Here is a 24,737-nt window from a genome sequence, read left to right on the forward strand (position 1 = left end):
CTCCCACAGGGATAGCGCCGATCCTAGGAGCAGCGCTATCCCTGTGGGAGCGGGCTCGCCCGCGAAGGGCCGCAAGGCGGCCCCAAAACTGACGACATGGTGGCAGTGCGCTTCGGCGGTTTATGCAGCGTCATGACATGTCGCGCAGGCTCACAAGCCCCTCTGCCGTCCGCCAGGCAATTACACGCTGGACAATCTGCTCAGCGCTTTCATCCTTCCCCGAGGCCGGGTTGTAGATCAGGTCGGAGCCGGATGGGTGTCCCACCAGCTCAATGAAATGCTCAAGCAAACGGTCCTGCCAGGCGCGCGTCCCGGCGGCCTGGATCAACTCCTCGACCAGCGCCTTGAACTCGCCATAGCTGTAATCAGCGAGGCTGGTTCTATCAAGGATCACCACGGAAACTCCGACGAAAGCGCAAATTGCAGGGCGCTCATGACCCTCAGGTTGTATGCGTCATACGGCGAGCCACCAAACTCGGGTGAGTCGAGGTGGCGGATCTCATAGGAGCGCAGCCCCTTTGCAGTGTCCTTGAACGGCGCACGGGGTGGCCAGCCTTGTTTGATTCGATGCAGCTGAGCACTGATGAACTGCTGGGAGTAGACCGGGTCTTCGGCAATCGCCATCCAGAAGGCCATGGAATATTGCTCGAAACTTTCGAATGTGTGCCCTGCCAGTTTGCTGGTGATGTGCCGGGGTAGGTAGGCGGCCATGAGTATTTACCTGCGTAAGTGACGACAAGCGATGAGCAGGGAGAGTCAGCCCGCTGCTAGTGCAATTGCAGGTATTGATGATCGCTTGGAATACGTAAGGGAAATAGTTTTCGCTGGCCGAATAAACTGTAAGTGATTTTTGGCGCTCGCGTAGGTTAATTCTTGCGAGGCGAACTGCAGTTAATTCAGAGGTTTCCTACGCCTTACCTACGATCAGGCAAACAATAAAAGGCCCTGAGGTCAGGGCCTTTTAGTGTAATATTTAGGACGGTTTGAAGCCGTCCTTGCCATTGGCTAGCCGCCATTCCTTGACAATTCTGAGAACCTCCGCTGGCTCTCCTGCCTTTTTAGTGGTGGGCCTATATAATAGGTCTATTCCAGAGGGGTGCTCAGTTATTTTTCTAAAGTGCATTAGCAAAGGTGTGAGCACATTATCAGGCTCGTTCTCATTTGCTTTGTCTATCTCCGCTATAAAATCGAGAAAATCCTTTTCTGTATAGTCGCTGAGTTTTGGTTTAAGGATCATTCCTTGCCTCCATAGTGGATTTTATTATGGGATCGCGGTGTGACGATTCTAATGTTGTTCATGTCATAAACTCCGCCACCTTCGCTTATTGGTACGGTGTGGTGCAGTACGTAGGCTGCCTGACTCATATAAATTTCGCTGTCGGGTACTAATGGCGCATATCCAAATTTCTTCATACGTTGCAAGCTTCTTTCGTCGAATTGTTTTGACAGCTCAGGATCGTTTGCAACAGCCTTCCATAGCCTCGTTCGAAAGCCGTCGAAATTTTTGAAATCTACGCCCCTGAGAAGATCAGCAATATGTGCTGGAATCGGGGCGCCTTCTACACGTGCAGTTTCTCCAGGCCACGCTCCAGAAACTTGTGGCGTCTGTCCGACGGCGACTCCCGGCTCGAATCGCGGACTCTTGAACACCACCAGAATGGGCGGTAACCCCGAGTCGAGTGGGAAGGTAACGATCAATCGTTCCTGATCAAGGTCTAGGGCTGGATACTGCTCCTGCTCCTGCTCCGAGATGACCGGATTGAGGCTGCTGCCGCTATAAACAATCGTACCGGGAGGTACTGGCAGAAGGCTGGTCGAGCTACCGTGTTCACTGCCTGGCGCACTGGCGGGTGTCCAGGTGAGGAAGCGTTGGGGATTATCCAGCGCCACGGTATATAGTTGCCGCTCAGAGTCGAAGCCAGCGGCACGCACGGGGATAGCTCTGCCTCCAGACTCTACGTAGAGGCTCAGTTCCTCAGCTGTTTCAGTTGCTGTGAGAAGGTAGGGCAGGTCAATGCTCTTCGAGGTCATCGCCAGTGCGGATAAGTTCGGCCCGCCAGGGGGTGACAAATCGCTAAGTGGCACGCTGATCAGGTAGCGCCGCTCGCTGTTGCCTAGTGTCGATGGCCAGGCCAAGGAGAGGGTTGCGATCAACGCTCTCCCAATAGCGGGCACGACAGACACGGCTATGTTTGCAACTGCCGCTCGGGTGGCAGTTTGTAATGCCGTGTAGGCTGCTTGCGAGATTGCGAAAGTCGCAGGCCCCAGCGGCAGAATTAGTGGCAGCGAAGCCGAGGTGCTGCCAATCGCGTTGTAGCTGGTACGGCGTCTTTCAGCATCCGCCAGCTCGCGTCGCTGCGCTTCAGCTTTTTGGGCGGCGTCCTTGGCTTTACGTTCAGCCTCCGCTTTTTGTGCAACTTCCTTGGCCTTGCGCGCTGCTTCAGCTTTTTGGGCGGCGTCCTTGGCTTTACGTTCAGCCTCCGCTTTTTGTGCAACTTCCTTGGCCTTGCGTGCGGCTTCAGCTTTTTGGGCCGCCTCCTTGGCCCGACGCTCAGCCTGGGCCTTTTGAGCTATTTCCCTTGCCTTCCGTTCGGCTTCTTGTTTTTGTTTCAAGGAGTCCGCATGCTGAACCTGCAGACGCTCAACTTCCAATGCACGTTGGCGAAGAGCGGTCAGCGCCGCTGAGAACTGTTGCAAATAGCGGATCGACTCGTTCAGCGCAAGCGCGCGGTGATAGTCTTTCCAAAGTTGGCCCGCACGCCGTTTGGCCTGATCATCAACAAGGTGCAGCAGTGCCTCGACCTCCGGTTTGGAGAGAGGACTTTTAATTTTTGAGTTACGCTCCTTGAACGGAGGGACTTGCGATCTTTTGAGGTTAATCAGCTTGCCAGCGGCAGTCAGACTAACGGCTAGATTCTGCTCAAGTTTTGAAGGCTTTTCGTGCTTGGTGAGTTCAACTAGCTCATGCTGCAAGAGGCTGGGCAGGCAGTCGAAGCAAATCTGTCGCTCCAGCAGTATTTGTGCGGCCCTGCGTGTGATGATCGTGGGCAGGTTGGTGGGCTGTTCTTGAAGCTCGGCATGATCCAGTTGACGAGCAAGCGTGGGGAGGTCGTTTGCCAGTGCCTGGATTTTTTCTGCCTGCAGATGCAATTTATAGGCAGCGTCTACGGAAGCATCGAAAGTAGTCCAGAGCTTTTTAGCACCCTGTCGAGTGAGATGCCCAGGGAACGCGCCGGGATCATTCATACGAGTAGAGAACGAGTCGTAGCGTTTAAAGAAGGGTATCGCGCCGTAGAAACTTACCGCTTGAGGTAAAGTTTGCAGGTAATCGATACGCTTTTGCTGAATACTCAGAATAGAAAGCTTTTGTTGTTTTCCAACTATTTGGGCACGCGAGCCACCGAATTCTATGGCCTGCTGTTCAATGTTCGCGCGTTCTGACGCTATCTGAGCGGAGAGTTGTTTGAGCAGCGGAGCGTAATGTCGCGCATGAATGCGCATGATCGTTAGCTGTTCTTCTCCGTATATGCGGCGCCAGGCCAACTCCTTACCGATTTGGCTTTTAGAAAGGGAGGTGCCTCGTGGTTGTCCTGCGTCCATTCCCCAGCCACCGTAGCCAGGTCCCCCGCCACCGGATTGAAGTGGCACCAGAGGTTTCCGGTCAATAGGCTCGGCACTTATGTAAACAGCTTCTGTGAGATGAAGTACAGGATTTGCGGTTACATGTGTATTTTCGAGATGTACTGTCTGTTGTTTAGCCATGTAGGTTCTCCATGATCGCTACACGGCAAATCTGTCAAATGCACTATTTTTTGTAAGTCGGGAACAGCAGATCTAAAAAGTAGGGCAATGCCTGCCCATGAGTAGGAGGCGTCCTAAATATGCTTTTCTGTTACCGGAATCACCCGCCGCTCTTTGACCGCCTTATACGAGAAACTCGAATAAATCTCCTTCACCCCCGGCAACCGCTGCAGCACTTCCCGGGTGAACTCGCCAAACGACTCCAAGTCCCGCGCCAGGATCTCCAGCAAAAAATCATAGCGCCCGGAAATGTTGTGGCAGGCGACGATTTCGGGAATTTCCAGCAGCCGCTTTTCAAACGCCAGGGCGATTTCCTTGGTGTGCGAATCCATCATGATGCTGACGAAGGCGGTCACGCCAAAACCCAGTGACTTGGGCGAGAGAATGGCCTGATAGCCGGTGATATAACCGTTGTCTTCGAGCAGTTTGACCCGCCGCCAGCACGGCGAAGTGGTCAGCGCGACCTGGTCGGCAAGCTCGGAAACGGTGAGGCGGGCGTTGTCTTGCAGGGCCGCGAGCAGGGCGCGGTCGGTGCGGTCGAGAGTCGAAGGCATGGTTTGCCCTCCAGGGTGGCTAATTGTTGTTTTTGTTCCAAGAAGCACCCGCTTGCGTGGGCGACTTTGGAAAAATCCCGGCAGCTCGTTGGCATAAGCTTATAACAAACCACACGAGGCTGTTGCCATGCGCGACTCCAACAATAATTCAGGGTTTTCCACGCGAGCGATCCACCACGGTTACGACCCGCTTTCCCACGGTGGCGCGCTGGTACCGCCGGTGTATCAAACCGCGACCTATGCCTTCCCCACTGTTGAATACGGCGCTGCCTGCTTTGCCGGCGAAGAGCCGGGGCACTTCTACAGCCGCATTTCCAACCCGACCCTGGCCCTGCTGGAGCAGCGCATGGCTTCGCTGGAGGGCGGCGAGGCGGGGCTGGCGTTGGCTTCGGGGATGGGCGCGATCACCTCGACCTTGTGGACCTTGCTGCGCCCTGGCGATGAGCTGATCGTCGGGCGCACGCTGTATGGCTGTACCTTTGCCTATCTGCATCACGGTATCGGCGAATTTGGGGTCAAGGTGCAGCATGTGGATCTCAACGATCTACAGGCGCTCAAGGCCGCGATCACGCCGAAGACGCGAATGATCTACTTCGAGTCGCCGGCCAACCCCAACATGCAGTTGGTCGATATCGCGGCTGTGGTGGCGGCCGCTGCTGGCCATGACATTCGGGTGGTGGTCGACAATACTTACTGCACGCCTTATCTACAGCGCCCGCTGGAACTGGGCGCGGACCTGGTGGTGCACTCGGCCACCAAGTACCTCAGCGGCCATGGCGATATCACGGCTGGGCTAGTGGTCGGGCGCAAGGCGCTGGTCGATCGTATTCGCCTGGAAGGGCTCAAGGACATGACCGGCGCGGTACTGTCGCCGCACGATGCTTCGCTGCTGATGCGCGGTCTCAAGACGCTGGCCCTGCGCATGGATCGGCATTGCGCCAATGCTCGCCAGGTGGCGGAGTATCTGCAAGAGCAGCCCCAGGTGGAGCTGCTGCATTACCCAGGGCTGCCGAGCTTCCCGCAGTACGCGCTGGCGCAGCGGCAAATGCGCCAGCCGGGCGGGATGATCGCCTTTGAGCTCAAGGGTGGCATCGAGGCTGGCAGGCGTTTCATGAATGCCCTGCAACTGTTCAGCCGGGCCGTGAGCCTGGGCGATGCCGAGTCGCTGGCCCAGCATCCGGCCAGCATGACCCACTCCAGCTACACCCCAGAGGAGCGTGCGCATCACGGGATTTCCGAAGGGTTGGTGCGGTTGTCGGTGGGGTTGGAAGATGTCGATGATCTGCTTGCTGACATTGAGCAGGCACTTCGGCTGTGTGCCTGAGCAGTGGTTGATGGCTTCTTTGCGAGCAAGCCCGCTCCCGCAGGGCCTGCGCGGCTCTACTAAACCTTCAGGGATGAGGCGATGCCATGGTAGCGATGATGAATCCCAATGAGCCGCTGAGCGCCGAAGATGCCGATCTGGATAGCGACCCCGGCGAGACCGCTGAATGGTGTGAAGCGCTGGAGTCCACGCTGGCCCACTGCGGCCCGGCGCGGGCGCGCTACTTGTTGCAGCGGTTACAGGCCCATGCCCTGGAGCTGGGCCTGGAGCGCGATACCCAGGCTTTTTCCGCCTATCGCAACACCTTGCCGGTGGAGCAGCAGGGCGTTTATCCCGGTGACCTTGAGCTGGACGAGCGCATCACCAGTATCCTGCGCTGGAACGCCCTGGCGATGGTGGTCCGGGCCAACCATGCCTATGGCGATCTGGGCGGTCATATCGCCAGCTACGCCTCGGCAGCGGAGATTTTCGAAGTGGGCTTTCAGCACTTCTTCCGGGGCGAGGGCGGCGGTGAGCAGCGCAGCGCGGACCTGGTGTTCTTCCAGCCGCATTCGGCACCAGGCATCTATGCCCGCGCCTTTCTCGAAGGGCGCTTGAGCGAGGCGCAGTTGGCCAATTACCGCCAGGAAGTCGCAGGCAATGGCTTGTGCTCTTATCCACACCCTTGGCTGATGCCCGAGTTCTGGCAGTTCCCGACCGGCTCCATGGGCATTGGCCCGATCAATGCGGTGTACCAGGCGCGCTTCATGCGTTATTTGCAGCACCGCGGCCTGCTGGATACTTCACAGCGACACGTCTGGGGTGTGTTCGGCGATGGCGAGATGGACGAGCCGGAATCGATTGCCGGACTCACCCTGGCGGCGCGCGAAGGCCTTGATAACCTGACTTTCATCATCAATTGCAACTTGCAGCGCCTGGATGGCCCGGTGCGTGGCAACGGGCAGATCATCCAGGAGTTGGAGGCGCTGTTCAGCGGTGCCGGCTGGAAAGTGATCAAGGTGCTGTGGGGTTCGGAATGGGATGCGTTGTTCGCCCGTGACCATGAGCATGCGCTGCTGCGCCAATTGGCAGCGACCCCGGATGGCCAGTTCCAGACCCTGGGCGCCAACGATGGTAGCTACAACCTCGAGCATTTCTTCAAGCAAAGCCCGGCGTTGCAGCGGCTGGTCGAGCACATGAGCTCAGAGCAGATCAATGCGCTCAGACGCGGTGGCCACGACATGCGCAAGCTGCATGCCGCCTACGCCGCAGCCAAGGCCTGCAAGGGCCGGCCGACGGTGATCCTGGCCAAGACCAAGAAGGGCTATGGTATGAGCAGCGCCGGTGAGTCGCGGATGACCGCGCATCAGGCCAAGAAGCTCGATGTGCAGGCACTGCTGGCGTTTCGCGATCGCTTCCATTTGCCATTGTCGGACCAGGCGGTGGAGCAGCTGCAGTTCTATCGCCCCGCCGAGGACAGCGCCGAGATGCTCTACCTGCGCCAGCGCAGGGCCGCCTTGGGCGGACTTTTGCCGCAGCGGCGCAGCGACTGCCGCAGGCTGCCAGTGCCGGATCTGCAAGCGTTCGGCAGTTTCGCCCTGCACGCCGATGGCAAGCCGATGTCCACCACCATGGCCGCCGTGCGCTTGCTTGGCAGCTGGCTGAAGACGCCGGAGCTGGGCCCGCGGGTAGTGCCGATCGTGGCTGACGAGGCGCGCACCTTTGGCATGGCCAGCCTGTTTCGCCAGATCGGCATCTACTCGTCTTGTGGCCAGCGCTACGAGCCTGAGGACGCCGGTTCGCTGCTGACCTACAAGGAAGCGCGCGACGGCCAGTTACTTGAGGAAGGCATCACCGAGGCAGGGGCGATTTCGTCCTGGGTGGCGGCGGCAACCTCCTACGCGGTGCACGGCGAGCCGATGTTGCCGGTGTACATCTATTACTCGATGTTCGGCTTCCAGCGCGTCGGTGACTTGATTTGGGCTGCCGCCGACCAGCGTGCCCGGGGCTTACTGCTCGGGGCAACTGCCGGGCGCACCACACTGGGCGGTGAGGGGTTACAGCATCAGGATGGTTCGAGCCTGGTGATGGCCGCGTTGGTGCCCAACTGCCGGGCCTGGGATCCGTGCTTTGCTGGCGAGCTGGCAGTCATCCTCGATTACGCCGCGCGGCGCATGTTGGTCGAGCAATGCGACGAATTCCACTATGTGGCGGTGATGAATGAAAACTATCCACAACCCACACTGGCTGCCCAGGCCTATGAGGATGTGCTGCGTGGGATGTACCGCTTTAGCCAACAGCAGGCGCTGAATCCGCGTGGCAAGGTGCGGTTGTTGGGCTCAGGGGCGATCTTGCGGGAGGTGATCGCCGCCAGCGAGCTGTTGGCCACCGAATGGCAGGTCGACAGTGACGTGTTCAGCGTGACCAGCTTCAGTGAACTGGCGCGTGAAGCGCGGCAAGAGCGCCGGTCTGCGGCGATGGGGCAGGGCGGCGAAGAAGAGAGTCATGTACGCCGCTGCCTGGCAGGGGATGCGCCGGTGATAGCCGCCAGTGATTATGCGCGGGCCTGGCCGCAGCTGATTGCCGAATACATCGAGGCGCCCTATATGACCTTGGGCACCGATGGCTTTGGGCGCAGTGATACGCGCCAGGCGTTGCGCCAGTTCTTCGAGGTGGATCGGCATAGCGTGGTGATGGCGGCGTTGTATAGCCTTGTCAAGCAGGGGCAGTTGGCAGAGCAGGTGCTGGGGCAGGCGAGGGCGCGTTATCAGCTGAGTGATTCACAAGCGCCCTGGTGCCGCTGATCCTGGAGGTGACGCCAAGTGTCAATGTGTCTCAAATAAACAAGGCCTCTTGCGAGGCCTTGTTCGTTACATCCTGATCAACGCTTGAGCCCGTAGCTCTCGTCGAGCATGCCCGGCGAGTTAGGTGCCTTGGGCGCGTAGTCACGCGGTACTTCAGCCGTGTCCTTCGGCGGGGTCAGGCGGTCACGTGGACCTTGCGCCGCTTCCGAGTGCAGGGCGGCCAGCAGGCGCTGACGGGTCAGTTCGTCGAGGGCCAGGCGGTTGGCGCCATCGGCCAGGTGATCCTGCACATCCTGGTAGCTCTGGGTCAGGCGTTGGACCAGGGCAGCAGTGCTGTTGAAGTGCGTCACCACTTCGTTCTGATAGCTGTCAAAACGCTGCTGGATGTCATCCAGCTGGCGTTGCGTGCTGCTGGGTGCAGCGTTGGGCAGCAGGCGGGCCACGACGAAGCCGACGACTACGCCGACGACCAGGGCCAGGGTCGGCAACAACCAAACAAGGAGCGAGAGTTCCACGAGTCCTTCCTCTATAAACGGCTTTGCTTTACGTTAACGGCTCAGACCTGCGCTGTATACCGCGAGCGATCGCAAATATTTCAGAACAGAATTCATCAGCTAGACGAGTCGACCCCTCCTGAGGTCACGGAGTAGTGATTTGCTTATCCGCGAAACCCCTTTGTTCATCGATGGCCCCTGCGGCCAACTTGAAGCCTTGCACCTGGAAGTCGCCGAGCCGCGCGGGGTGGTATTGATCTGCCATCCCAACCCGGTCCAGGGCGGCACCATGCTCAACAAGGTGGTCTCGACCCTGCAACGCACTGCCCGTGATGCTGGATACACCACGTTACGCTTCAACTATCGTGGGGTCGGGCAAAGCGCGGGCAGCCACGACATGGGCGCAGGCGAAGTAGACGATGCCGAGGCGGTCGCCGCCTGGGTGCGTGCTACCCATCCGCACCTGCCGCTGGTGTTGATGGGCTTCTCCTTCGGCGGCTTCGTTGCCGCCAGCCTGGCCGGGCGCCTGGAGGCCACTGGTGTAACCTTGCAGCACCTGTTCATGGTCGCGCCAGCGGTGATGCGTTTGAACGCCGACTTCCCATTGCCGCAGCGCTGCCCGTTGAGCGTGATCCAGCCAGACACCGACGAGGTGGTCGATCCGCAGCTGGTTTACGATTGGTCCGACGCCCTGTCGCGCCCCCATGAGCTGCTGAAAGTGGCAGAATGCGGACACTTCTTCCATGGCAAGCTGACCGATCTGAAGGATCTGGTGCTGCCGCGTCTTTCGAACTGAGCCAAGCCTGATCAAGCGATTACCCATGACTACGCGCATTCTTACCGGTATCACCACCACCGGCACCCCGCACCTGGGCAACTACGCCGGGGCCATCCGCCCGGCGATTCTCGCCAGCCAACAGCCCGGTGCCGACTCGTTCTACTTCCTGGCCGACTACCACGCGCTGATCAAGTGCGATGACCCGCTGCGCATCCAGCGCTCGCGCCTGGAGATCGCCGCTACCTGGCTGGCCGGCGGCCTGGATCCGGACAAGGTGACCTTCTACCGCCAGTCCGACATCCCTGAGATCCCCGAGCTGACCTGGCTGCTGACCTGCGTCGCCGGTAAAGGTCTGCTCAACCGCGCCCATGCCTACAAGGCCTCGGTGGACAAGAACCTGGAAAACGGCGAAGACCCGGACGCCGGCGTGACCATGGGCCTGTTCAGCTACCCGGTGCTGATGGCCGCCGACATCCTGATGTTCAACGCCCACAAGGTGCCAGTGGGCCGTGACCAGATCCAGCACGTGGAAATGGCCCGCGATATCGGCCAGCGCTTCAACCACCTGTTCGGCCAGGGCAAGGAGTTCTTCGCCCTGCCGGAAGCGGTGATCGAAGAAAGCGTGGCTACCTTGCCAGGCCTGGACGGTCGCAAGATGTCCAAGAGCTACGACAACACCATTCCGTTGTTCAGCAGCGCCAAGGACATGAAGGACGCCATCTCGCGGATCGTCACCGACTCGCGCGCGCCGGGCGAGGCCAAGGATCCGGACAACTCGCACTTGTTCACTCTATTCCAGGCCTTCTCGACCCAGGCGCAGTCGGCCGAATTCCGTGAAGAACTGCTGCAGGGCTTGGGCTGGGGTGAGGCCAAGCAGCGCCTGTTCCAATTGCTCGATGGCCAACTGGCCGCGCCGCGTGAGCACTACCACCAGTTGATCGCGCGCCCTGCAGACCTTGAGGACATCCTCTTGGCCGGCGCCACCAAGGCGCGCAAGATCGCCACGCCATTCCTTGAGCAACTGCGTGAAGCGGTCGGCCTGCGTTCGTTCCGCACCAGCGTGCAAAGCACCGGCGAAGTGAAGAAGAAGGCTGCCAAGAGCGCCCGCTTCGTCAGCTTCCGCGATGACGACGGCAGCTTCCGCTTCCGCCTGCTGGCTGCTGACGGTGAGCAACTGCTGCTGTCGCGCAGCTTTGCCGACGGCAAGACCGCGGGCGCTGTCAGCAAGCAACTGCAGCAGGGTGGTGATGCCGATGTTCGGGTCGATGGCCTGAGCTTCTCGCTGTGGCTTGAAGGCGAGCAAGTCGCCGACGGCCCGCAGTTCGCCGACGCCACCGGCCGCGACGCAGCGCTGGTCAGCTTGCGTGCAGCACTGCAACCACAGGCAGACTGAGGCATTTCGCCGCAACTCTGATTGCCATTATGCGGGCCCGTCGCTACAGTGACGGCCCGCTTTTGTTACCTCGCTAACGAATTATGACGCCCTTAGAACGATATCAAGCAGATCTGAAACGTCCCGATTTCTTCCATGACGCGGCGCAGGAAACAGCGGTGCGTCATTTGCAGCGTCTGTACGACGATCTGGTCGCGGCGCAGAACAACAAGCCGGGCGTGTTCGGCAAGCTGTTCGGCAAGAAAGACCAGACGCCGGTCAAGGGCCTGTACTTCTGGGGCGGGGTAGGCCGGGGCAAGACTTACCTGGTGGACACCTTCTTCGAGGCCCTGCCGTTCAAAGAGAAGATGCGTACCCACTTCCACCGCTTCATGAAGCGCGTGCACGAAGAGATGCGCACGCTCAAGGGCGAGAAGAACCCGCTGACGGTGATCGCCAAGCGTTTCTCCCAGGAAGCCAAGGTCATTTGCTTCGACGAATTCTTCGTTTCCGACATCACCGATGCCATGATCCTCGGCACCTTGATGGAAGAGCTGTTCAAGAATGGCGTCTCCTTGGTGGCAACCTCCAACATCGTCCCTGACGGTCTGTACAAGGATGGTCTGCAGCGTGCGCGCTTCCTGCCGGCGATTGCCATGATCAAGCAGTACACCGACGTAGTGAACGTCGACAGCGGGGTCGACTATCGCCTGCGTCACCTGGAGCAGGCCGAACTGTTCCACTACCCACTCGACGCGGCGGCTCACGAGAGCCTGCGCCAGAGCTTCAAGGCGCTGACGCCGGAGTGCACCCAGGCCGTCGAGAACGACGTACTGATGATCGAGAATCGCGAGATCCACGCCCTGCGTACTTGCGATGACGTTGCCTGGTTCGACTTCCGCGCCCTGTGCGACGGGCCGCGCAGCCAGAACGACTACATCGAGCTGGGGAAGATCTTCCACGCCGTGTTGTTGAGCAATGTCGAGCAGATGGGCGTGACCACCGATGACATCGCCCGGCGCTTCATCAACATGGTCGATGAATTCTATGACCGCAACGTCAAGCTGATCATCTCGGCCGAGGTCGAGCTCAAGGACCTGTACACCGGAGGCCGCTTGAGCTTCGAGTTCCAGCGTACCCTGAGCCGCTTGCTGGAGATGCAGTCACACGAATTCCTGTCGCGCGCACACAAGCCCTGAGTGTGCCACTGCCCCTGTAGGAGCGGGGCAAGCTCGCTCCTACAGCGGCCTCGCTGCTTTCACGCTTCCTGCATGAACTGCTGCCGGTACTGGTTCGGCGACAATTCGGTGTGCTGGCGGAACAGGCGGGCAAAGAAGCTGGCATCGTCGTAACCCACCTCATAGCTGATGGTCTTGATGCTCTTGCGGGTGCTCGACAGCAGGCCTTTAGCCGTCTCGATGCGCAGCCGCTGCAAGTAGTGCAACGGCTTGTCGCCAGTCGCCGTCTGGAAGCGGCGCATGAAGTTGCGAATGCTCATGCCGTGGTTGCGGGCCACGTCCTCGAAGCGGAACTTGTCGGCGAAGTGCTCTTCGAGCCAGTGCTGAATCTGCAGGATGATCAGGTCCTGATGCAGCTTTTGTCCGCCAAACCCCATTCGCCCTGGGGTATAGCTGCGCTGCACTTCATACAGAATGTCACGGGCCACGGCGCGGGCGACGTTGGCCCCGCAGAAACGCTCGATCAGATAGATGTACAGATCGCAGGCCGAGGTGGTGCCGCCGGCGCAATAGAGGTTGTCAGCGTCGGTCAGGTGCTTGTCCTGATTGAGCTTCACCTTGGGGAAGCGTTCGGCGAAGCTGGCGAAGAAGCGCCAGTAGGTGGTTGCCTCCTTGCCATCGAGCAGGCCGGCCTCGGCCAGCCAGAACACGCCGCTGGCCTCGCCGCACAGTACCGCGCCACGCGCATGTTGCTCGCGTAGCCAGGGCAGGACGTGTGGGTAGCGTTGCTGGAGATTGTCGAAGTCGTCCCAGAACGCCGGGAGGATGATCACATCGGCATCGCCCAGGCCGCCATCGACCGGCACCTGCACGTTGCTGAAACTGTCCACCGGCTGGCCGTCGGGGCTTACCAGGCAGATCTCGAACATCGGTTGCAGGCCCAGGCCCAGCTGTTTGCTGTAGCGCAGGCTGGCCAGGTGGAAGAAATCCTTGGCCTGCATCAGCGTCGATGCGAACACTTTGTCGACAGCCAGAATGCTGACGCGCCGCAGTGAAGCGGAGGGTTGGGTAAACATCATTGTCATTGTTCTTATAGGGTAGAGTGGTCAATCACCGGCTGGATCGTCTTATTTTTTGGCGATTGTGTCTACCCCGGGAATCGAAGGCGATTCGGTTGGTAGGGGGAGGAGCGGGCATGCCCTGCGATGTTGGATGGATAACCGACGTCATCGCGGGGCCAGCCCGCTCCCACGCATGGAAGAAGGCAATCAGGGCGCCGGGTTAGGCTGCTCCTGATGAATCGCCTCGATCGCCGCCAGCAACTCATCACCGAGCACCAGGTCGGCGCTCGCCAGGTTGCTGTCCAACTGCTCCAGGCTGGTCGCGCCAATGATGTTGCTGGTCACGAACGGCTGACGCGTGACGAACGCCAGGGCCATCTGTGCCGGATCCAGGCCATGCTCGCGGGCCACCTGCACATACCGGCTGCAGGCTGCGACCGTCTGCGGATTGGAGTAGCGGGAAAAGCGGCTGAACAAGGTCAGGCGGCCTTGCGCCGGCCGCGCGCCATTTTCGTATTTACCCGAGAGCATGCCGAACGCCAGTGGCGAGTAAGCCAGCAGGCCGCATTGTTCGCGAATCGCCACCTCGGCCAGGCCCACCTCGAAACTGCGGTTGAGCAGGTTGTAGGGGTTCTGGATCGACACCGCCCGTGGCCAGCCGCGGCTCTCGGCCAGGTGCAGGAACTTCATCGTGCCCCACGGCGTTTCATTAGATAGGCCAATGTGACGGATCTTGCCGGCGCGCACCTGCTCATCGAGCACCTCGAGGGTTTCTTCCAGCGGCGTGAAGTGATCTTGAGGCAGGTGCTGGTAGCCCAGCTTGCCGAAGAAGTTGGTGCTGCGCTCTGGCCAGTGCAGTTGATACAGGTCGATGCGGTCGGTCTGCAGACGTTTGAGGCTCTCATCCAGGGCGGCGACGATGTGCTGGCGGTTGTGCTTGAGCTGGCCATCACGGATATGGCTGATGCCGTTGCCGGGGCCGGCGACCTTGCTGGCGAGGATCCACTGGTCGCGATCGCGGTTGGCTGCGAACCAATTGCCGATGATTCGCTCGGTGGCGGCGTAGGTCTCCGGGCGCGGCGGCACCGGATACATTTCGGCGGTGTCGATGAAGTTGATCCCGCCGCTCTTGGCCCGGGCGATCTGCTCGAAGGCCTGCGCCTGATCGTTCTGCTCACCCCAGGTCATGGTGCCCAGGCACAGGGCGCTGACGTTGAGGTCGGTACGGCCGAGCTTGCGATGTTCCATGCGGGTGCGTCTCCTCGGGAAATAAGCCATCAAATCAGGTTGAATTTTTTTGCGCAATCTGGATAATTCTGCACCTCTGCGTTCTGCGGAAGTGATGCACCGCCTTACGAGAGTAACCCCGCCGAATATTGGACGTGCCCGACCCGAGCCCCCAATAGCGTCCGTATCCGGCTGCGCGCTTGCTTGTCAAGCTGTGCACTATCCAGTAAGATTCGCCGTCTATTTTTCGCTGGGCGGCCTCTGAGGCTTTAGAGATAATGAAAACTTTTACTGCTAAACCAGAAACAGTAAAGCGCGACTGGTTCGTCGTCGACGCCGCTGGTCAGACCCTGGGTCGTCTGGCTACCGAAATCGCTCGTCGTCTGCGTGGCAAGCACAAAGCTGAATACACCCCTCACGTTGACACCGGCGACTACATCGTCGTTATCAACGCCGAGCAGGTACGTGTCACTGGTGCCAAAACTACTGACAAGATGTACTACTCCCACTCCGGCTTCCCAGGTGGCATCAAGGAAATCAGCTTCGACAAGCTGATCGCCAAAGCCCCTGAGCGTGTCATCGAGACCGCGGTCAAAGGCATGCTGCCTAAGAACCCGCTGGGTCGCGACATGTACCGCAAGCTGAAAGTGTACGCGGGTGCTGCTCACCCACACACTGCTCAGCAGCCTCAAGAACTGAAGATCTAACGGGATAGTTCATTATGTCGGCGACTCAAAATTACGGCACTGGCCGTCGCAAGACCGCAACCGCTCGCGTTTTCCTGCGTCCAGGTACCGGTAACATCTCCATCAACAACCGTCCTCTGGACACCTTCTTCGGTCGCGAAACCGCTCGCATGGTTGTTCGCCAGCCGCTGGAGCTGACCGAGAACGTGGCCAAGTTCGACATCTACGTCACCGTTTCCGGTGGTGGTGTTAGCGGTCAAGCCGGTGCGATCCGTCACGGTATCACCCGCGCTCTGATGGCCTACGACGAAACCCTGCGTGGCGCTCTGCGTCGTGCTGGCTACGTCACCCGCGACGCTCGTGAAGTTGAGCGTAAGAAAGTGGGTCTGCGTAAAGCGCGTAAGCGTCCTCAGTACTCCAAGCGTTAATTTCGCTTCGGCAGTCGAAAAAAGCCCGGTTCTTTGGAACCGGGCTTTTTTTATGTCTTGAACTAACCTGTCAGCATGTCCGTGACCACTTGCCACATAGACGCAGATCAAGCAAAGAGAGGGTTATAGCCCAGCCAGGGGGTAATCACCTTGTCAGTGTGTGGATTTGTTTCTTACCATGGCGACCAAAATTTAGTGCCACAGACTTAACTAAATACAGGCCTGATCCAACAGGCCAAAAGCAGCTGATGGGAGAGGACTGAATGAGTAATGACGGCGTCAACGCAGGCCGGCGCCGCTTCCTCGTAGCCGCCACGTCCGTGGTGGGTGCAGCGGGGGCTGTGGGGGCTGCGGTACCGTTCGTGGGGTCATGGTTTCCCAGTGCCAAGGCGAAAGCCGCAGGTGCACCGGTGAAGGTCAATATTGCCAAGGTTGAGCCGGGCCAGCAGATGGTTGCTGAGTGGCGCGGTCAGCCGGTATTCATCGTGCGGCGAACGCAGGAGATTCTGGGGAATCTGCAGAAAATCGCCGGCGAGCTATCCGATCCCGAATCGAAGGCGTCAGTGCAGCCGACCTATGTCGACCCGCAAGTGCGTTCGATCAAGCCAGAAATTCTCATCCTCGTGGGCCTGTGTACCCACCTGGGCTGCTCGCCGACCTTCCGCCCTGAAGTGGCACCGGCTGACCTCGGTCCGAAGTGGGTAGGTGGCTACTTCTGCCCTTGCCATGGCTCCCACTACGACCTCGCGGGTCGCGTCTATAAATCGCAGCCCGCGCCTCTCAACCTGCCAGTGCCTCCGCACTCATACGAGACGGACGACATCATCGTCATCGGCGTCGATCAGGAGAACGCATGATGAGCAAGTTCATGGACTGGATTGATGCTCGCTTCCCCGCCACCAAGATGTGGGAAGACCACCTGAGCAAGTATTACGCGCCCAAGAACTTCAACTTCCTGTACTTCTTCGGCTCCCTGGCGCTGCTGGTGCTGGTCAATCAGATCGTGACCGGTGTCTGGCTGACCATGAGTTTCACCCCCTCGGCGGAAGAGGCGTTCGCCTCGGTCGAGTACATCATGCGCGATGTCGAGTACGGCTGGATCCTGCGCTACCTGCACTCCACCGGCGCTTCGGCGTTCTTCATCGTGGTCTACCTGCACATGTTCCGCGGGCTGCTCTACGGCTCCTACCAGAAGCCACGTGAGCTGGTCTGGCTGTTCGGCATGCTGATCTACTTGGCACTGATGGCCGAGGCCTTCATGGGCTACCTGCTGCCGTGGGGGCAGATGTCCTACTGGGGCGCCCAGGTGATCATCTCGCTGTTCGGCGCGATTCCGCTGATCGGCGATGACCTGACCCAGTGGATCCGCGGTGACTACCTGATTTCCGGGATCACCCTGAACCGCTTCTTCGCCCTGCATGTGATCGCCTTGCCGATCGTGATCCTGGGCCTGGTGGTGCTGCACATCCTGGCGCTGCATGAAGTGGGTTCGAACAACCCCGATGGCGTCGACATCAAGAAGAAAAAAGACGAAAACGGCATTCCGCTGGACGGCATTCCGTTCCACCCGTACTACACCGTCAAGGACATTGTCGGCGTGGTGGTGTTCCTCTTCGTGTTCTGCGCCGTGGTGTTCTTCTTCCCGGAAATGGGCGGTTACTTCCTGGAAAAACCGAACTTCGAACAGGCCAACGCGTTCAAGACCCCCGAGCACATCGCTCCAGTCTGGTACTTCACGCCGTTCTACGCGATCTTGCGTGCGGTGCCTGACAAGCTGTTCGGCGTGATCGCCATGGGCGCCGCCATCGCTGTGCTGTTCGTGTTGCCCTGGCTCGACCGCAGTCCGGTGCGCTCCATGCGCTACAAGGGCTGGTTGAGCAAGATCTGGCTGCTGGTGTTCTGTGTGTCCTTCGTCATCCTTGGCATCCTCGGTGTGCTGGCGCCTACGCCGGGTCGGACCTTGCTCTCGCAGGTCTGCACCGTGCTGTATTTCGCTTACTTCCTGCTGATGCCGTTCTACACCAGGCTTGAGAAGACCAAACCGGTTCCGGAAAGGGTGACTGGCTGATGAAAAAGCTTATTGCAGTATTGTTCCTGGCTGTGATGCCTGCCTTGTCCTTTGCCGCGGAACACGGCCTGGAGCTGGACAAGGTCGATATCGATCTGACCGACAAAGCCGCCATGCAAGATGGTGCGCGCACTTTCGCCAACTATTGCATGGGGTGCCACAGCGCCAAGTTCCAGCGTTACGAGCGGGTGGCCGATGATCTGGATATTCCGCATGAGCTGATGCTGGAGAACCTGGTGTTCACCGGGGCCAAGATCGGCGATCACATGAAGATCGGCATGCAGCCGGACGACGCCAAGACCTGGTTCGGCGCCGCGCCACCGGACCTGACCCTGGTCGCCCGGGTGCGTGGCAACGACTGGCTGTATTCTTACCTGCGCAGCTTCTACGAGGACAAGTCGCGGCCTTATGGGGTCAACAACAAGGTCTTCCCTAACGTCGGCATGCCTAACGTGCTGGTCGGCTTGCAGGGTAACCAGGTGATTGGCTGCAAGCAGGTGCAGAGTGTGGTCGATGGCAAGAAGCAGTACGACCCGCTGACGGGCAGCCCATTGACCCATGAAGCGTGTGACCAGCTGACCATCGAGCCGAAATCCGGTACCCTGACGCCCGAGCAGTTCGACGAGAAGGTCAAGAACCTGGTGACCTTCCTGGCCTATTCGGCCAACCCGGTCAAACTGGAGAGCCAGCGCATTGGTACCTATGTGTTGCTGTACCTGGCTTTCTTCTTCGTGTTCGCCTACTTGCTCAAGCGCGAATACTGGAAGGACGTGCACTGATCACGCAGTAATTTCTGGTTAGTTGAACGCGCCCTGGGGCGCTCCCCGCAGCTGCGGAGAGCCTCCCAGGGCGCGTTTGCATTTCAGTTTCACGAGCATCCCATGCGAGGAGGCGCTTCATGGGCGTAACCAACAGGTTAGCCTGCTATTCCGATCCCACTGATCACTACTCTCACCGGGTGCGCCTTGTGCTCGCCGAGAAGGGCATCAGTGTGCAGATCATCGACGTCGATCCTGGTCGTCTGCCACCCAAGCTGGTTGAAGTGAACCCCTATGCCAGCGTACCGACCTTGGTCGACCGCGATTTGGCGTTGTACGAATCGACCGTGGTCATGGAATACCTCGATGAGCGTTATCCGCATCCGCCGCTGATGCCGGTCTATCCGGTCGGGCGCGGCAACAGCCGCTTGCTCATGCATCGCATCCAGCGTGACTGGTGCGCACTGGCCGATGTGCTGCTCGACAAGCGTAGCGCCGAGGCTGCCCGCGCCCAGGCGCGCAAAGAGCTGCGCGAGAGCCTGACGGGCGTTGCGCCGCTGTTCGGCGAGATGGCCTGCTTCATGAGCGAGGAGCAAAGCCTGGTCGATTGTTGTCTATTGCCCATACTCTGGCGCTTGCCGGTAATGGGTATCGAATTGCCGCGGCAAGCCAAGCCGCTGCTTGATTATATGGAGCGACAGTTTGCTCGTGAGCCTTTCCAGGCGAGCCTGTCTGCTGCTGAACGTGAAATGCGCAAGCTTTAAGGAGCCGTTGATGAACTCCAGTCGCCCCTATCTGGTTAGAGCACTGTACGAGTGGATCGTCGACAACGATTGCACGCCCCATATGCTGGTCAACGCCGAGTACCCGGCCGTCCAGGTGCCTCAGGGCTTCGCCAGTGATGGCCAGATAGTTTTGAATATTTCCCCTAGTGCAGTGCGTAGCCTGCACATGGACAACGAGGCGGTGAGCTTCGAAGGCCGCTTTGGTGGGGTTGCCCATTCGTTGTATGTGCCGATCAGCGCGATCCTGGGGATCTACGCCCGAGAGAATGGCCAGGGCATGGTCTTCGAGCTGGAGCCGCCGTTGAGCGATGATGAAGATGAGTTCGAAGACGAAGGTGTCGAGCCAGATGACGATGGTCCGCCAGAGGGTGGCGGGCAGCCGCCGCGTCCGAGTGGCCGGCCGAGTCTGAAGGTGGTCAAGTAACGAAAAAGGCGATCCGTGATGGATCGCCTTTTTTGTGTTGCCGCGTCTGACCTGTCGTGGGGCAGGCTCGCTCGTACACGTTCGTAGCGGGCTGGCGTGCTATCAGAGGTCGCTGATGGTGCGAACCTGATCCTTGTTGATGCGGGTGCGCTTGCCGTCCAGTTGCTCGAACTCGTAGAAGCCGGAGTTGCGGTCGTAGTGCGGTTGGTCCACGGCCTGGATCTCGCGGCCATCGTTCAGGGTGATGAGGCTCGGGGTGGAGCAGCCGGCCAGGGTGGCGCAGGCGCCGATCAGCAGGGCGGGCAGCAGGTACTTGTTCATGCGGTGTTTCCTGAGTTGTCGAGGTGTAAGCACCGCGGGGCAAGTCTGCTCGCACGCGATTGCTCAGAGCAAGGTCGCGTGGGAGCGGGCTTGCCCCGCGATGGTAGTGGCTGATCAGTCGATGTATTCGAACAGCTTGACGATCTTCTGCACGCCAGAGACGCCCTGCACCACGTTGGTGGCGGCATTGGCTTCGTTTTGGGTGACCAGGCCCAGCAGGTAGACGATACCGTTTTCAGTGATCACCTTGATCCGCGAGCCAGGGACGTTGGCGTCACCGAGCATCGAGGTCTTGATCTTGGTGGTCAGCCAGGCATCGTTGTTGCGCGCCAGGATCGACGACGGCTGCATCACCTGCAGCTCGTTGTGGACCTTCTTGACCCGTTGCACCTGGCCTGCGGTCTGCTCGGCGAGGCTCTTGAGGTCGGCGCGTGGGGTTTGGCCGGCCAGCAGTACAACACCGTTGTAGCTGCTCACGACAATGTGCGAACCCTTGTCCAGGTCAGGGTTGGCCTTGGCGACGTTGACCGAGACCTTGGTCTCGATCAGCGAGTCGTCGATCTTGCTGCCGATGGTACGGGTGCCGCGATCATCCTCGATGGGGTTGTCGCGGGTCGAGGTCAGTACCGAGCTGCAGCCGGAGATGCTCAGGCACAGGGTCAGGGCCATCAGGCCGAAACGCTTGGGGATCATTCTTCACTCCCGAACAGTTGGCTGTCGATCAGATCGCACAGGCAGTGGATCGCCAGCAGGTGGACTTCCTGGATCCGCGCGGTGACCGTCGAAGGCACGCGGATCTCTACATCTTCGGGCAACAGTAGCGAGGCCATGCCACCGCCGTCGCGCCCGGTCATTGCTACGACAATCATTTCGCGGTCATGTGCGGCCTGGATCGCTTGTATCACGTTGGCCGAGTTACCGCTGGTGGAAATCGCCAGCAGTACGTCGCCGGGCTGACCCAGGGCGCGGATCTGCTTGGAGAAGACTTCGTTGTAGCTGTAGTCGTTGGCGATCGAGGTAATCGTCGAGCTGTCGGTGGTCAAGGCGATCGCCGGCAGGCTTGGGCGTTCGCGCTCGAAGCGATTGAGCAGCTCGGAGGAGAAATGCTGGGCGTCGCCGGCCGAGCCGCCGTTGCCGCAGGCGAGCATCTTGCCCTCGTTGAGCAGTGCATTGACCATGACCATGCTGGCATGTTCGATGTGCGGTGCCAGGATGTCCATTGCCTGTTGCTTGGTGTCGATGCTGGCCTGAAACAGCCGGCGAATTCGGGATTGCATGTCCATCTGGTGTGACCTTAAGAGGGGCGGTGGCCTTTGCTACGCGCAACAGGGACCAGCCCGCGAAACATAGAGCAAAAAATTCGGAATGGGTTCAGCATTCGAAGGCGTTTTGCAGCCATTGCAGCGGTTGGCCTGCGTGGCCACTGCCTTGCAGAGCGACTACATCGAAGCGGCAGGGATGATTGGCCCAGCGGGACTCCTTCTGCAGGAACAGGTTGGCGGCTAGCGCCAGTCGCTTCTGCTTGCGCCCGTCGATGCTACCGAGGGCGCCGCCGAAGTCCGCGTGCAGCCGGTAGCGGACTTCGACGAATACTACTGTATCGGTGTCGAGCATGACCAGATCAAGCTCACCACCCTTGCATCGCCAGTTGCGCGTGACTAGCTGCAAACCTTGCCCTCGAAGATACTCGAGGGCTTGCTCTTCAGCGGCTTGGCCGGCGCGGCTGGGCGATGCGTCGGGCATTAGCGCGGGGTGTCCGGCAGGCGCTTGACCTGGCCGCCAGCAAACTCTGCCCACGGCAGTTGACGTTCAATCCGCTGGTTGGCATTCATGCTCAGGCTACCCGACAGGCCTTCGACGCGGTTGTCCGGCAGTGCCTTGAGTTGGCCCAGGCGTGGCGCCAGGCTGTAGGCATCGACGCCCATCGCATACAGGCGACCCAGGCTGCCGGCAGCTTGCGGCCACTGCTGGACCACTTGCTGGCGCAGGCTGTTGCTGCTGTCGAGCAGCCAGGGCGTTTCGCAGAAGCGGATGCCGGTCATGTCGTTGTACTGGTTGACGTCACCGCTGGCGCTGTACAGGTTGGACGTGGCATAGACTGGCACGTCCCCGGCGTACTGGAAGTTCAGGGTCGGCTTGATCTGCTGGGCCTGCTGCGGCGTCGAGGCGAGGAAGATGAAGTCGATGTCCTGGCGGCGCGACGGCTGGGCGGCGATGTTGCCACCGACAGTGCTCTGCAGGCTCTTGGCGCGGCCTTCGCTCTGGCGCAGCTGGAACAGCTCGGCAATCTGTTGGGCCAGGGCGATCGGTTGAGCGATGCGCTCGGCAGCCAGCAGGGTGCCGCCATTGGCTTCCCAGTCCTTGCGGAAGGCGGCCAGTACGCGGTCGCCCCATTCGCCGCTAGGCACCAGGGCGACAGCGCGAACCATGCCATCGGCACGGGCGCGGCGCGAGACTTCGCGGGCTTCGTCTTCAGCAGCCAAGCCGAACTGGAACAGTTGTGGCGGGGCTTTCTGGCCGGCGTCGGCGTAGTTCAGGGCCAGGGTAGTGATCGGCAGCTGCGGGTAGGCGGCGAGCTTCTTCACCAGCGGCTTCTCCAGCGGGCCGATGACCAGTTGCACGCCAGCGGCCTGGGCCTGACGGTAGAAGTCGTCCAGCGAGCTGATGCGCGAGCTGTCGAAGACCTGCACCGCTGGCACCGCTTGACCGGATTGCTGGGCCTGGAAGTGGGCGGCCATGAAGCCATCGCGCAGGGCGCGGGCGACACCGGCCAGTTGGCCTTCCTGAGGCAGCAGCAGGGCGATCTTGGTCAGGGGCTGGCTGGCCAGTTCCTTGAGCTTGACCAGCGCGGTCGGCAGTTGCTTGGCCGCCGGGTGCTCTGGGTTCTGAGTGCGCCAGGTATCGATGGCGGCCTGTTGTTGCTCCAGGGTGCCCGCGCTTTTCACTGCCAGGGCCAGGCTGGTCCAGCCGGCCAGGGTTTGATCGGTGCTCGGTTGCAGTTGCTCGGCCGGCAATGCGGCGACCAGTGCCCAGATCGCGTCATTGTTGGCGCTGGCGGCCTCACCGCTGAGCAGTGGCGTCAGCGCTACGCGCTGCTGGGCAGCGGCGAGGGTCTGGCCATCGGCCTCGAGCGCCGCGGCGTGCACGCTATAGGTGCGCACCTGTTGCTCTTCGGGCAGCTCGCCAAGGCGCTGCAGGCTCGGGTGGGCGAGGGCGGTCAGGGCGGCCTTGGGCTGGTTACGGCTCATGGCCAGCTCAGCGCTGAGAGTGCTGGCGAACACTTGCTGGGCAGGCTTGAGTGGATCCAGTGGCACCTGCTCGAGAATGCGTGCGGCGCGTGGGTAGTCCTTCTGCTTGTAGGCAAGGTCGGCGGCGCTCAGGCGCAGCAGGGCGGCGTCCTCCGGCGACTTGCTGTTGGCTGCCTTGTCGAGCAACTGCTCGATGCTGGCATCCGGGGTGCGCGGGAGTTCGCCCAGGCTGGATGAGGGCGAGCTGGCGCAAGCTGCCAGCAGGGCAGCGAGGCAGAGGGCTGTAAGCAGCCGCAGGCAAGCGATCATGTAAAGGTCCTGTTACTCGATCAAGTTGGCCGGCAATTGTACCCAACCACTGGCCGGGGCGCGATGTTGCTGATGCCGAACCTTCACTATAGGTCGCTTGAGGGCGTGCGCCGGTGAAGTTCATTGCGCCCTATTGCCAAGGCTCGGGCTACAATGGCGCCTTTGATCCGAAAGACAGGTGTGCGCAGTGACAGATGTAGCAGGGGCTTCGAAATCCACCACCGGTACGCTGTACGTCGTCGCCACGCCTATCGGCAACCTCGATGACATGAGCGCGCGGGCGCTCAAGGTATTGGCCGATGTCGCCCTGATCGCTGCCGAGGATACTCGCCATTCGGTGCGCCTGATGCAGCATTTCGGTATCGATACCCCCCTGGCTGCCTGTCATGAGCACAACGAGCGTGACGAAGGCGGGCGCTTCATTACCCGACTGCTGGCGGGTGACGATGTGGCGCTGGTCTCCGATGCGGGCACGCCGCTGATCTCCGATCCGGGTTATCACCTGGTGCGCCAGGCGCGTGCCGCTGGGGTCAAGGTGGTGCCAGTGCCGGGCGCTTGCGCGCTGATCGCGGCGTTGTCCGCTGCCGGGCTGCCGTCTGACCGATTCATTTTCGAAGGCTTCCTGCCAGCCAAGACCGCCGGGCGCCGCGCTCGCCTGGAACTGGTCAAGGAAGAGCCGCGCACGCTGATTTTCTATGAAGCACCGCACCGTATTCTTGAGTGCCTCGAAGATATGGAGGCCGTGTTCGGTGCTGATCGTCCGGCGTTGCTGGGACGTGAACTGACCAAAACCTTCGAGACTCTCAAGGGTTTGCCCTTGGGTGAGCTGCGCGCATTCGTCGCTGGCGACAGCAACCAGCAGCGTGGCGAGTGCGTGGTGTTGGTAGGTGGGTGGAGTGCGCCAGAGGATGAGCAGGCGATCAGTAACGAGGCGCAGCGGGTGCTGGACCTGCTGTTGGCGGAGTTGCCGCTCAAGCGTGCGGCTGCTTTGGCAGCAGAAATTACCGGTGTGCGGAAAAACCTGCTTTATCAGGCCGCGCTGGAAAAGCAAAAAGCTCAGTAATGGCTTGCTGCAATTCAATTGAGTGTTTCGAATTATTTGCTGGTGCCCGAACAGGCTTGCTCGATAATCAGCCAG

At 60.2% G+C, this 24,737-nt stretch carries 26 protein-coding genes; 13 read left to right on the top strand and 13 right to left on the bottom strand.

The window, feature by feature from the left end; translation table 11 throughout:
• Window positions 1-130 precede the first annotated feature (130 nt).
• From AAZU54_RS22010 to AAZU54_RS22030, 5 genes are all read right to left on the bottom strand, one after another.
• Entirely contained in the window at window positions 131-397 is a 267-nt protein-coding gene (locus AAZU54_RS22010) for a bacteriocin immunity protein (RefSeq protein WP_368973762.1), read from the bottom strand.
• Window positions 391-711, bottom strand: coding sequence for an S-type pyocin (locus tag AAZU54_RS22015; RefSeq protein WP_186553842.1), 321 nt, complete (start codon window positions 709-711; stop codon window positions 391-393). The genes AAZU54_RS22010 and AAZU54_RS22015 overlap by 7 nt, the downstream gene beginning before the upstream one ends.
• Window positions 712-973: 262 nt before the next feature.
• On the bottom strand, window positions 974-1,237 hold the full coding sequence (locus tag AAZU54_RS22020; RefSeq protein WP_186553843.1) for a bacteriocin immunity protein: 264 nt from the start codon (window positions 1,235-1,237) through the stop codon (window positions 974-976).
• Complete coding sequence (locus AAZU54_RS22025) at window positions 1,234-3,762, bottom strand: S-type pyocin domain-containing protein (RefSeq protein WP_434727675.1); 2,529 nt, start codon at window positions 3,760-3,762, stop codon at window positions 1,234-1,236. Before AAZU54_RS22025 ends, AAZU54_RS22020 begins: the two co-directional genes overlap by 4 nt.
• A 113-nt stretch (window positions 3,763-3,875) precedes the next feature.
• Window positions 3,876-4,355: an Lrp/AsnC family transcriptional regulator gene (locus tag AAZU54_RS22030; RefSeq protein ID WP_186553844.1), complete on the bottom strand. Its 480-nt coding sequence runs from the start codon at window positions 4,353-4,355 to the stop codon at window positions 3,876-3,878.
• A 127-nt stretch (window positions 4,356-4,482) separates the two neighbouring features.
• On the opposite strand from AAZU54_RS22030, the gene AAZU54_RS22035 reads away from it, so the two are divergent.
• Window positions 4,483-5,679 carry a methionine gamma-lyase gene (locus AAZU54_RS22035; protein WP_186553845.1) on the top strand — a complete coding sequence of 399 codons (1,197 nt, stop codon included), beginning with the start codon at window positions 4,483-4,485 and terminating at the stop codon, window positions 5,677-5,679.
• An 86-nt stretch (window positions 5,680-5,765) separates the two neighbouring features.
• Window positions 5,766-8,462, top strand: coding sequence for an alpha-ketoglutarate dehydrogenase (gene mdeB / locus AAZU54_RS22040; RefSeq protein ID WP_434727676.1), 2,697 nt, complete (start codon window positions 5,766-5,768; stop codon window positions 8,460-8,462).
• 77 nt (window positions 8,463-8,539) lie between these two features.
• Here the strand turns inward: mdeB and AAZU54_RS22045 are convergent, their stop codons facing one another.
• Entirely contained in the window at window positions 8,540-8,977 is a 438-nt protein-coding gene (locus tag AAZU54_RS22045; protein ID WP_186553847.1) for a YhcB family protein, read from the bottom strand.
• Window positions 8,978-9,116: 139 nt separating this feature from the next.
• On the opposite strand from AAZU54_RS22045, the gene AAZU54_RS22050 reads away from it, so the two are divergent.
• From AAZU54_RS22050 to zapE, 3 genes are all read left to right on the top strand, one after another.
• Window positions 9,117-9,752, top strand: coding sequence for an alpha/beta hydrolase (locus AAZU54_RS22050; RefSeq protein WP_186553848.1), 636 nt, complete (start codon window positions 9,117-9,119; stop codon window positions 9,750-9,752).
• 25 nt (window positions 9,753-9,777) lie between these two features.
• Complete coding sequence (locus AAZU54_RS22055; protein WP_186553849.1) at window positions 9,778-11,127, top strand: tryptophan--tRNA ligase; 1,350 nt, start codon at window positions 9,778-9,780, stop codon at window positions 11,125-11,127.
• Window positions 11,128-11,210: 83 nt separating this feature from the next.
• Window positions 11,211-12,305 (top strand): cell division protein ZapE, encoded by a 1,095-nt coding sequence (zapE, locus tag AAZU54_RS22060; RefSeq protein ID WP_186553850.1) that lies wholly within the window; start codon window positions 11,211-11,213, stop codon window positions 12,303-12,305.
• 59 nt (window positions 12,306-12,364) lie between these two features.
• Here the strand turns inward: zapE and AAZU54_RS22065 are convergent, their stop codons facing one another.
• Both AAZU54_RS22065 and AAZU54_RS22070 read right to left on the bottom strand, forming a co-directional pair.
• Window positions 12,365-13,261 carry a GlxA family transcriptional regulator gene (locus tag AAZU54_RS22065; protein ID WP_186553992.1) on the bottom strand — a complete coding sequence of 299 codons (897 nt, stop codon included), beginning with the start codon at window positions 13,259-13,261 and terminating at the stop codon, window positions 12,365-12,367.
• A gap of 291 nt (window positions 13,262-13,552) precedes the next feature.
• Window positions 13,553-14,593, bottom strand: coding sequence for an NADP(H)-dependent aldo-keto reductase (locus AAZU54_RS22070; RefSeq protein WP_186553851.1), 1,041 nt, complete (start codon window positions 14,591-14,593; stop codon window positions 13,553-13,555).
• Window positions 14,594-14,850: 257 nt separating this feature from the next.
• Between AAZU54_RS22070 and rplM the strand changes: the two genes are divergently transcribed.
• The 7 genes from rplM to AAZU54_RS22105 all read left to right on the top strand — a co-directional run bounded on the left by rplM (window position 14,851) and on the right by AAZU54_RS22105 (window position 19,721).
• Entirely contained in the window at window positions 14,851-15,279 is a 429-nt protein-coding gene (gene rplM, locus AAZU54_RS22075) for a 50S ribosomal protein L13 (protein WP_186553852.1), read from the top strand.
• 14 nt (window positions 15,280-15,293) lie between these two features.
• Window positions 15,294-15,686: a 30S ribosomal protein S9 gene (rpsI, locus tag AAZU54_RS22080; RefSeq protein ID WP_186553853.1), complete on the top strand. Its 393-nt coding sequence runs from the start codon at window positions 15,294-15,296 to the stop codon at window positions 15,684-15,686.
• Between the two features lie 263 nt (window positions 15,687-15,949).
• Window positions 15,950-16,543: a ubiquinol-cytochrome c reductase iron-sulfur subunit gene (gene petA, locus AAZU54_RS22085; protein ID WP_186553854.1), complete on the top strand. Its 594-nt coding sequence runs from the start codon at window positions 15,950-15,952 to the stop codon at window positions 16,541-16,543.
• Window positions 16,543-17,754, top strand: a complete 1,212-nt coding sequence (locus AAZU54_RS22090; RefSeq protein WP_186553993.1) for a cytochrome b — start codon at window positions 16,543-16,545, stop codon at window positions 17,752-17,754. Before petA ends, AAZU54_RS22090 begins: the two co-directional genes overlap by 1 nt.
• Window positions 17,754-18,533, top strand: a complete 780-nt coding sequence (locus tag AAZU54_RS22095) for a cytochrome c1 (protein WP_186553855.1) — start codon at window positions 17,754-17,756, stop codon at window positions 18,531-18,533. Before AAZU54_RS22090 ends, AAZU54_RS22095 begins: the two co-directional genes overlap by 1 nt.
• 119 nt (window positions 18,534-18,652) lie before the next feature.
• On the top strand, window positions 18,653-19,276 hold the full coding sequence (locus AAZU54_RS22100; protein ID WP_312155776.1) for a glutathione S-transferase N-terminal domain-containing protein: 624 nt from the start codon (window positions 18,653-18,655) through the stop codon (window positions 19,274-19,276).
• 10 nt (window positions 19,277-19,286) lie between these two features.
• Window positions 19,287-19,721: a ClpXP protease specificity-enhancing factor gene (locus tag AAZU54_RS22105; RefSeq protein ID WP_186553857.1), complete on the top strand. Its 435-nt coding sequence runs from the start codon at window positions 19,287-19,289 to the stop codon at window positions 19,719-19,721.
• 102 nt (window positions 19,722-19,823) lie between these two features.
• On the opposite strand, the gene AAZU54_RS22110 is transcribed toward AAZU54_RS22105, so the two are convergent.
• From AAZU54_RS22110 to AAZU54_RS22130, 5 genes are all read right to left on the bottom strand, one after another.
• Window positions 19,824-20,042 (bottom strand): YgdI/YgdR family lipoprotein, encoded by a 219-nt coding sequence (locus tag AAZU54_RS22110; RefSeq protein ID WP_186553858.1) that lies wholly within the window; start codon window positions 20,040-20,042, stop codon window positions 19,824-19,826.
• Between the two features lie 114 nt (window positions 20,043-20,156).
• Complete coding sequence (locus AAZU54_RS22115; protein WP_186553859.1) at window positions 20,157-20,735, bottom strand: BON domain-containing protein; 579 nt, start codon at window positions 20,733-20,735, stop codon at window positions 20,157-20,159.
• On the bottom strand, window positions 20,732-21,325 hold the full coding sequence (locus tag AAZU54_RS22120; protein ID WP_186553860.1) for a phosphoheptose isomerase: 594 nt from the start codon (window positions 21,323-21,325) through the stop codon (window positions 20,732-20,734). Before AAZU54_RS22120 ends, AAZU54_RS22115 begins: the two co-directional genes overlap by 4 nt.
• An 88-nt stretch (window positions 21,326-21,413) precedes the next feature.
• Complete coding sequence (locus AAZU54_RS22125; protein WP_405129568.1) at window positions 21,414-21,785, bottom strand: YraN family protein; 372 nt, start codon at window positions 21,783-21,785, stop codon at window positions 21,414-21,416.
• A complete protein-coding gene (locus tag AAZU54_RS22130; RefSeq protein ID WP_434727677.1) occupies window positions 21,785-23,599 on the bottom strand; it encodes a penicillin-binding protein activator in 1,815 nt (604 codons plus the stop codon). Before AAZU54_RS22130 ends, AAZU54_RS22125 begins: the two co-directional genes overlap by 1 nt.
• Before the next feature lie 187 nt (window positions 23,600-23,786).
• Between AAZU54_RS22130 and rsmI the strand changes: the two genes are divergently transcribed.
• Window positions 23,787-24,662: a 16S rRNA (cytidine(1402)-2'-O)-methyltransferase gene (gene rsmI, locus AAZU54_RS22135; RefSeq protein ID WP_186553863.1), complete on the top strand. Its 876-nt coding sequence runs from the start codon at window positions 23,787-23,789 to the stop codon at window positions 24,660-24,662.
• The last annotated feature ends 75 nt before the right edge of the window (window positions 24,663-24,737 follow it).

Origin of the sequence: Pseudomonas sp. Je.1.5.c (genome assembly GCF_051129895.1) — a bacterium.
Classification (GTDB): Bacteria; Pseudomonadota; Gammaproteobacteria; order Pseudomonadales; family Pseudomonadaceae; genus Aquipseudomonas; species Aquipseudomonas urmiensis.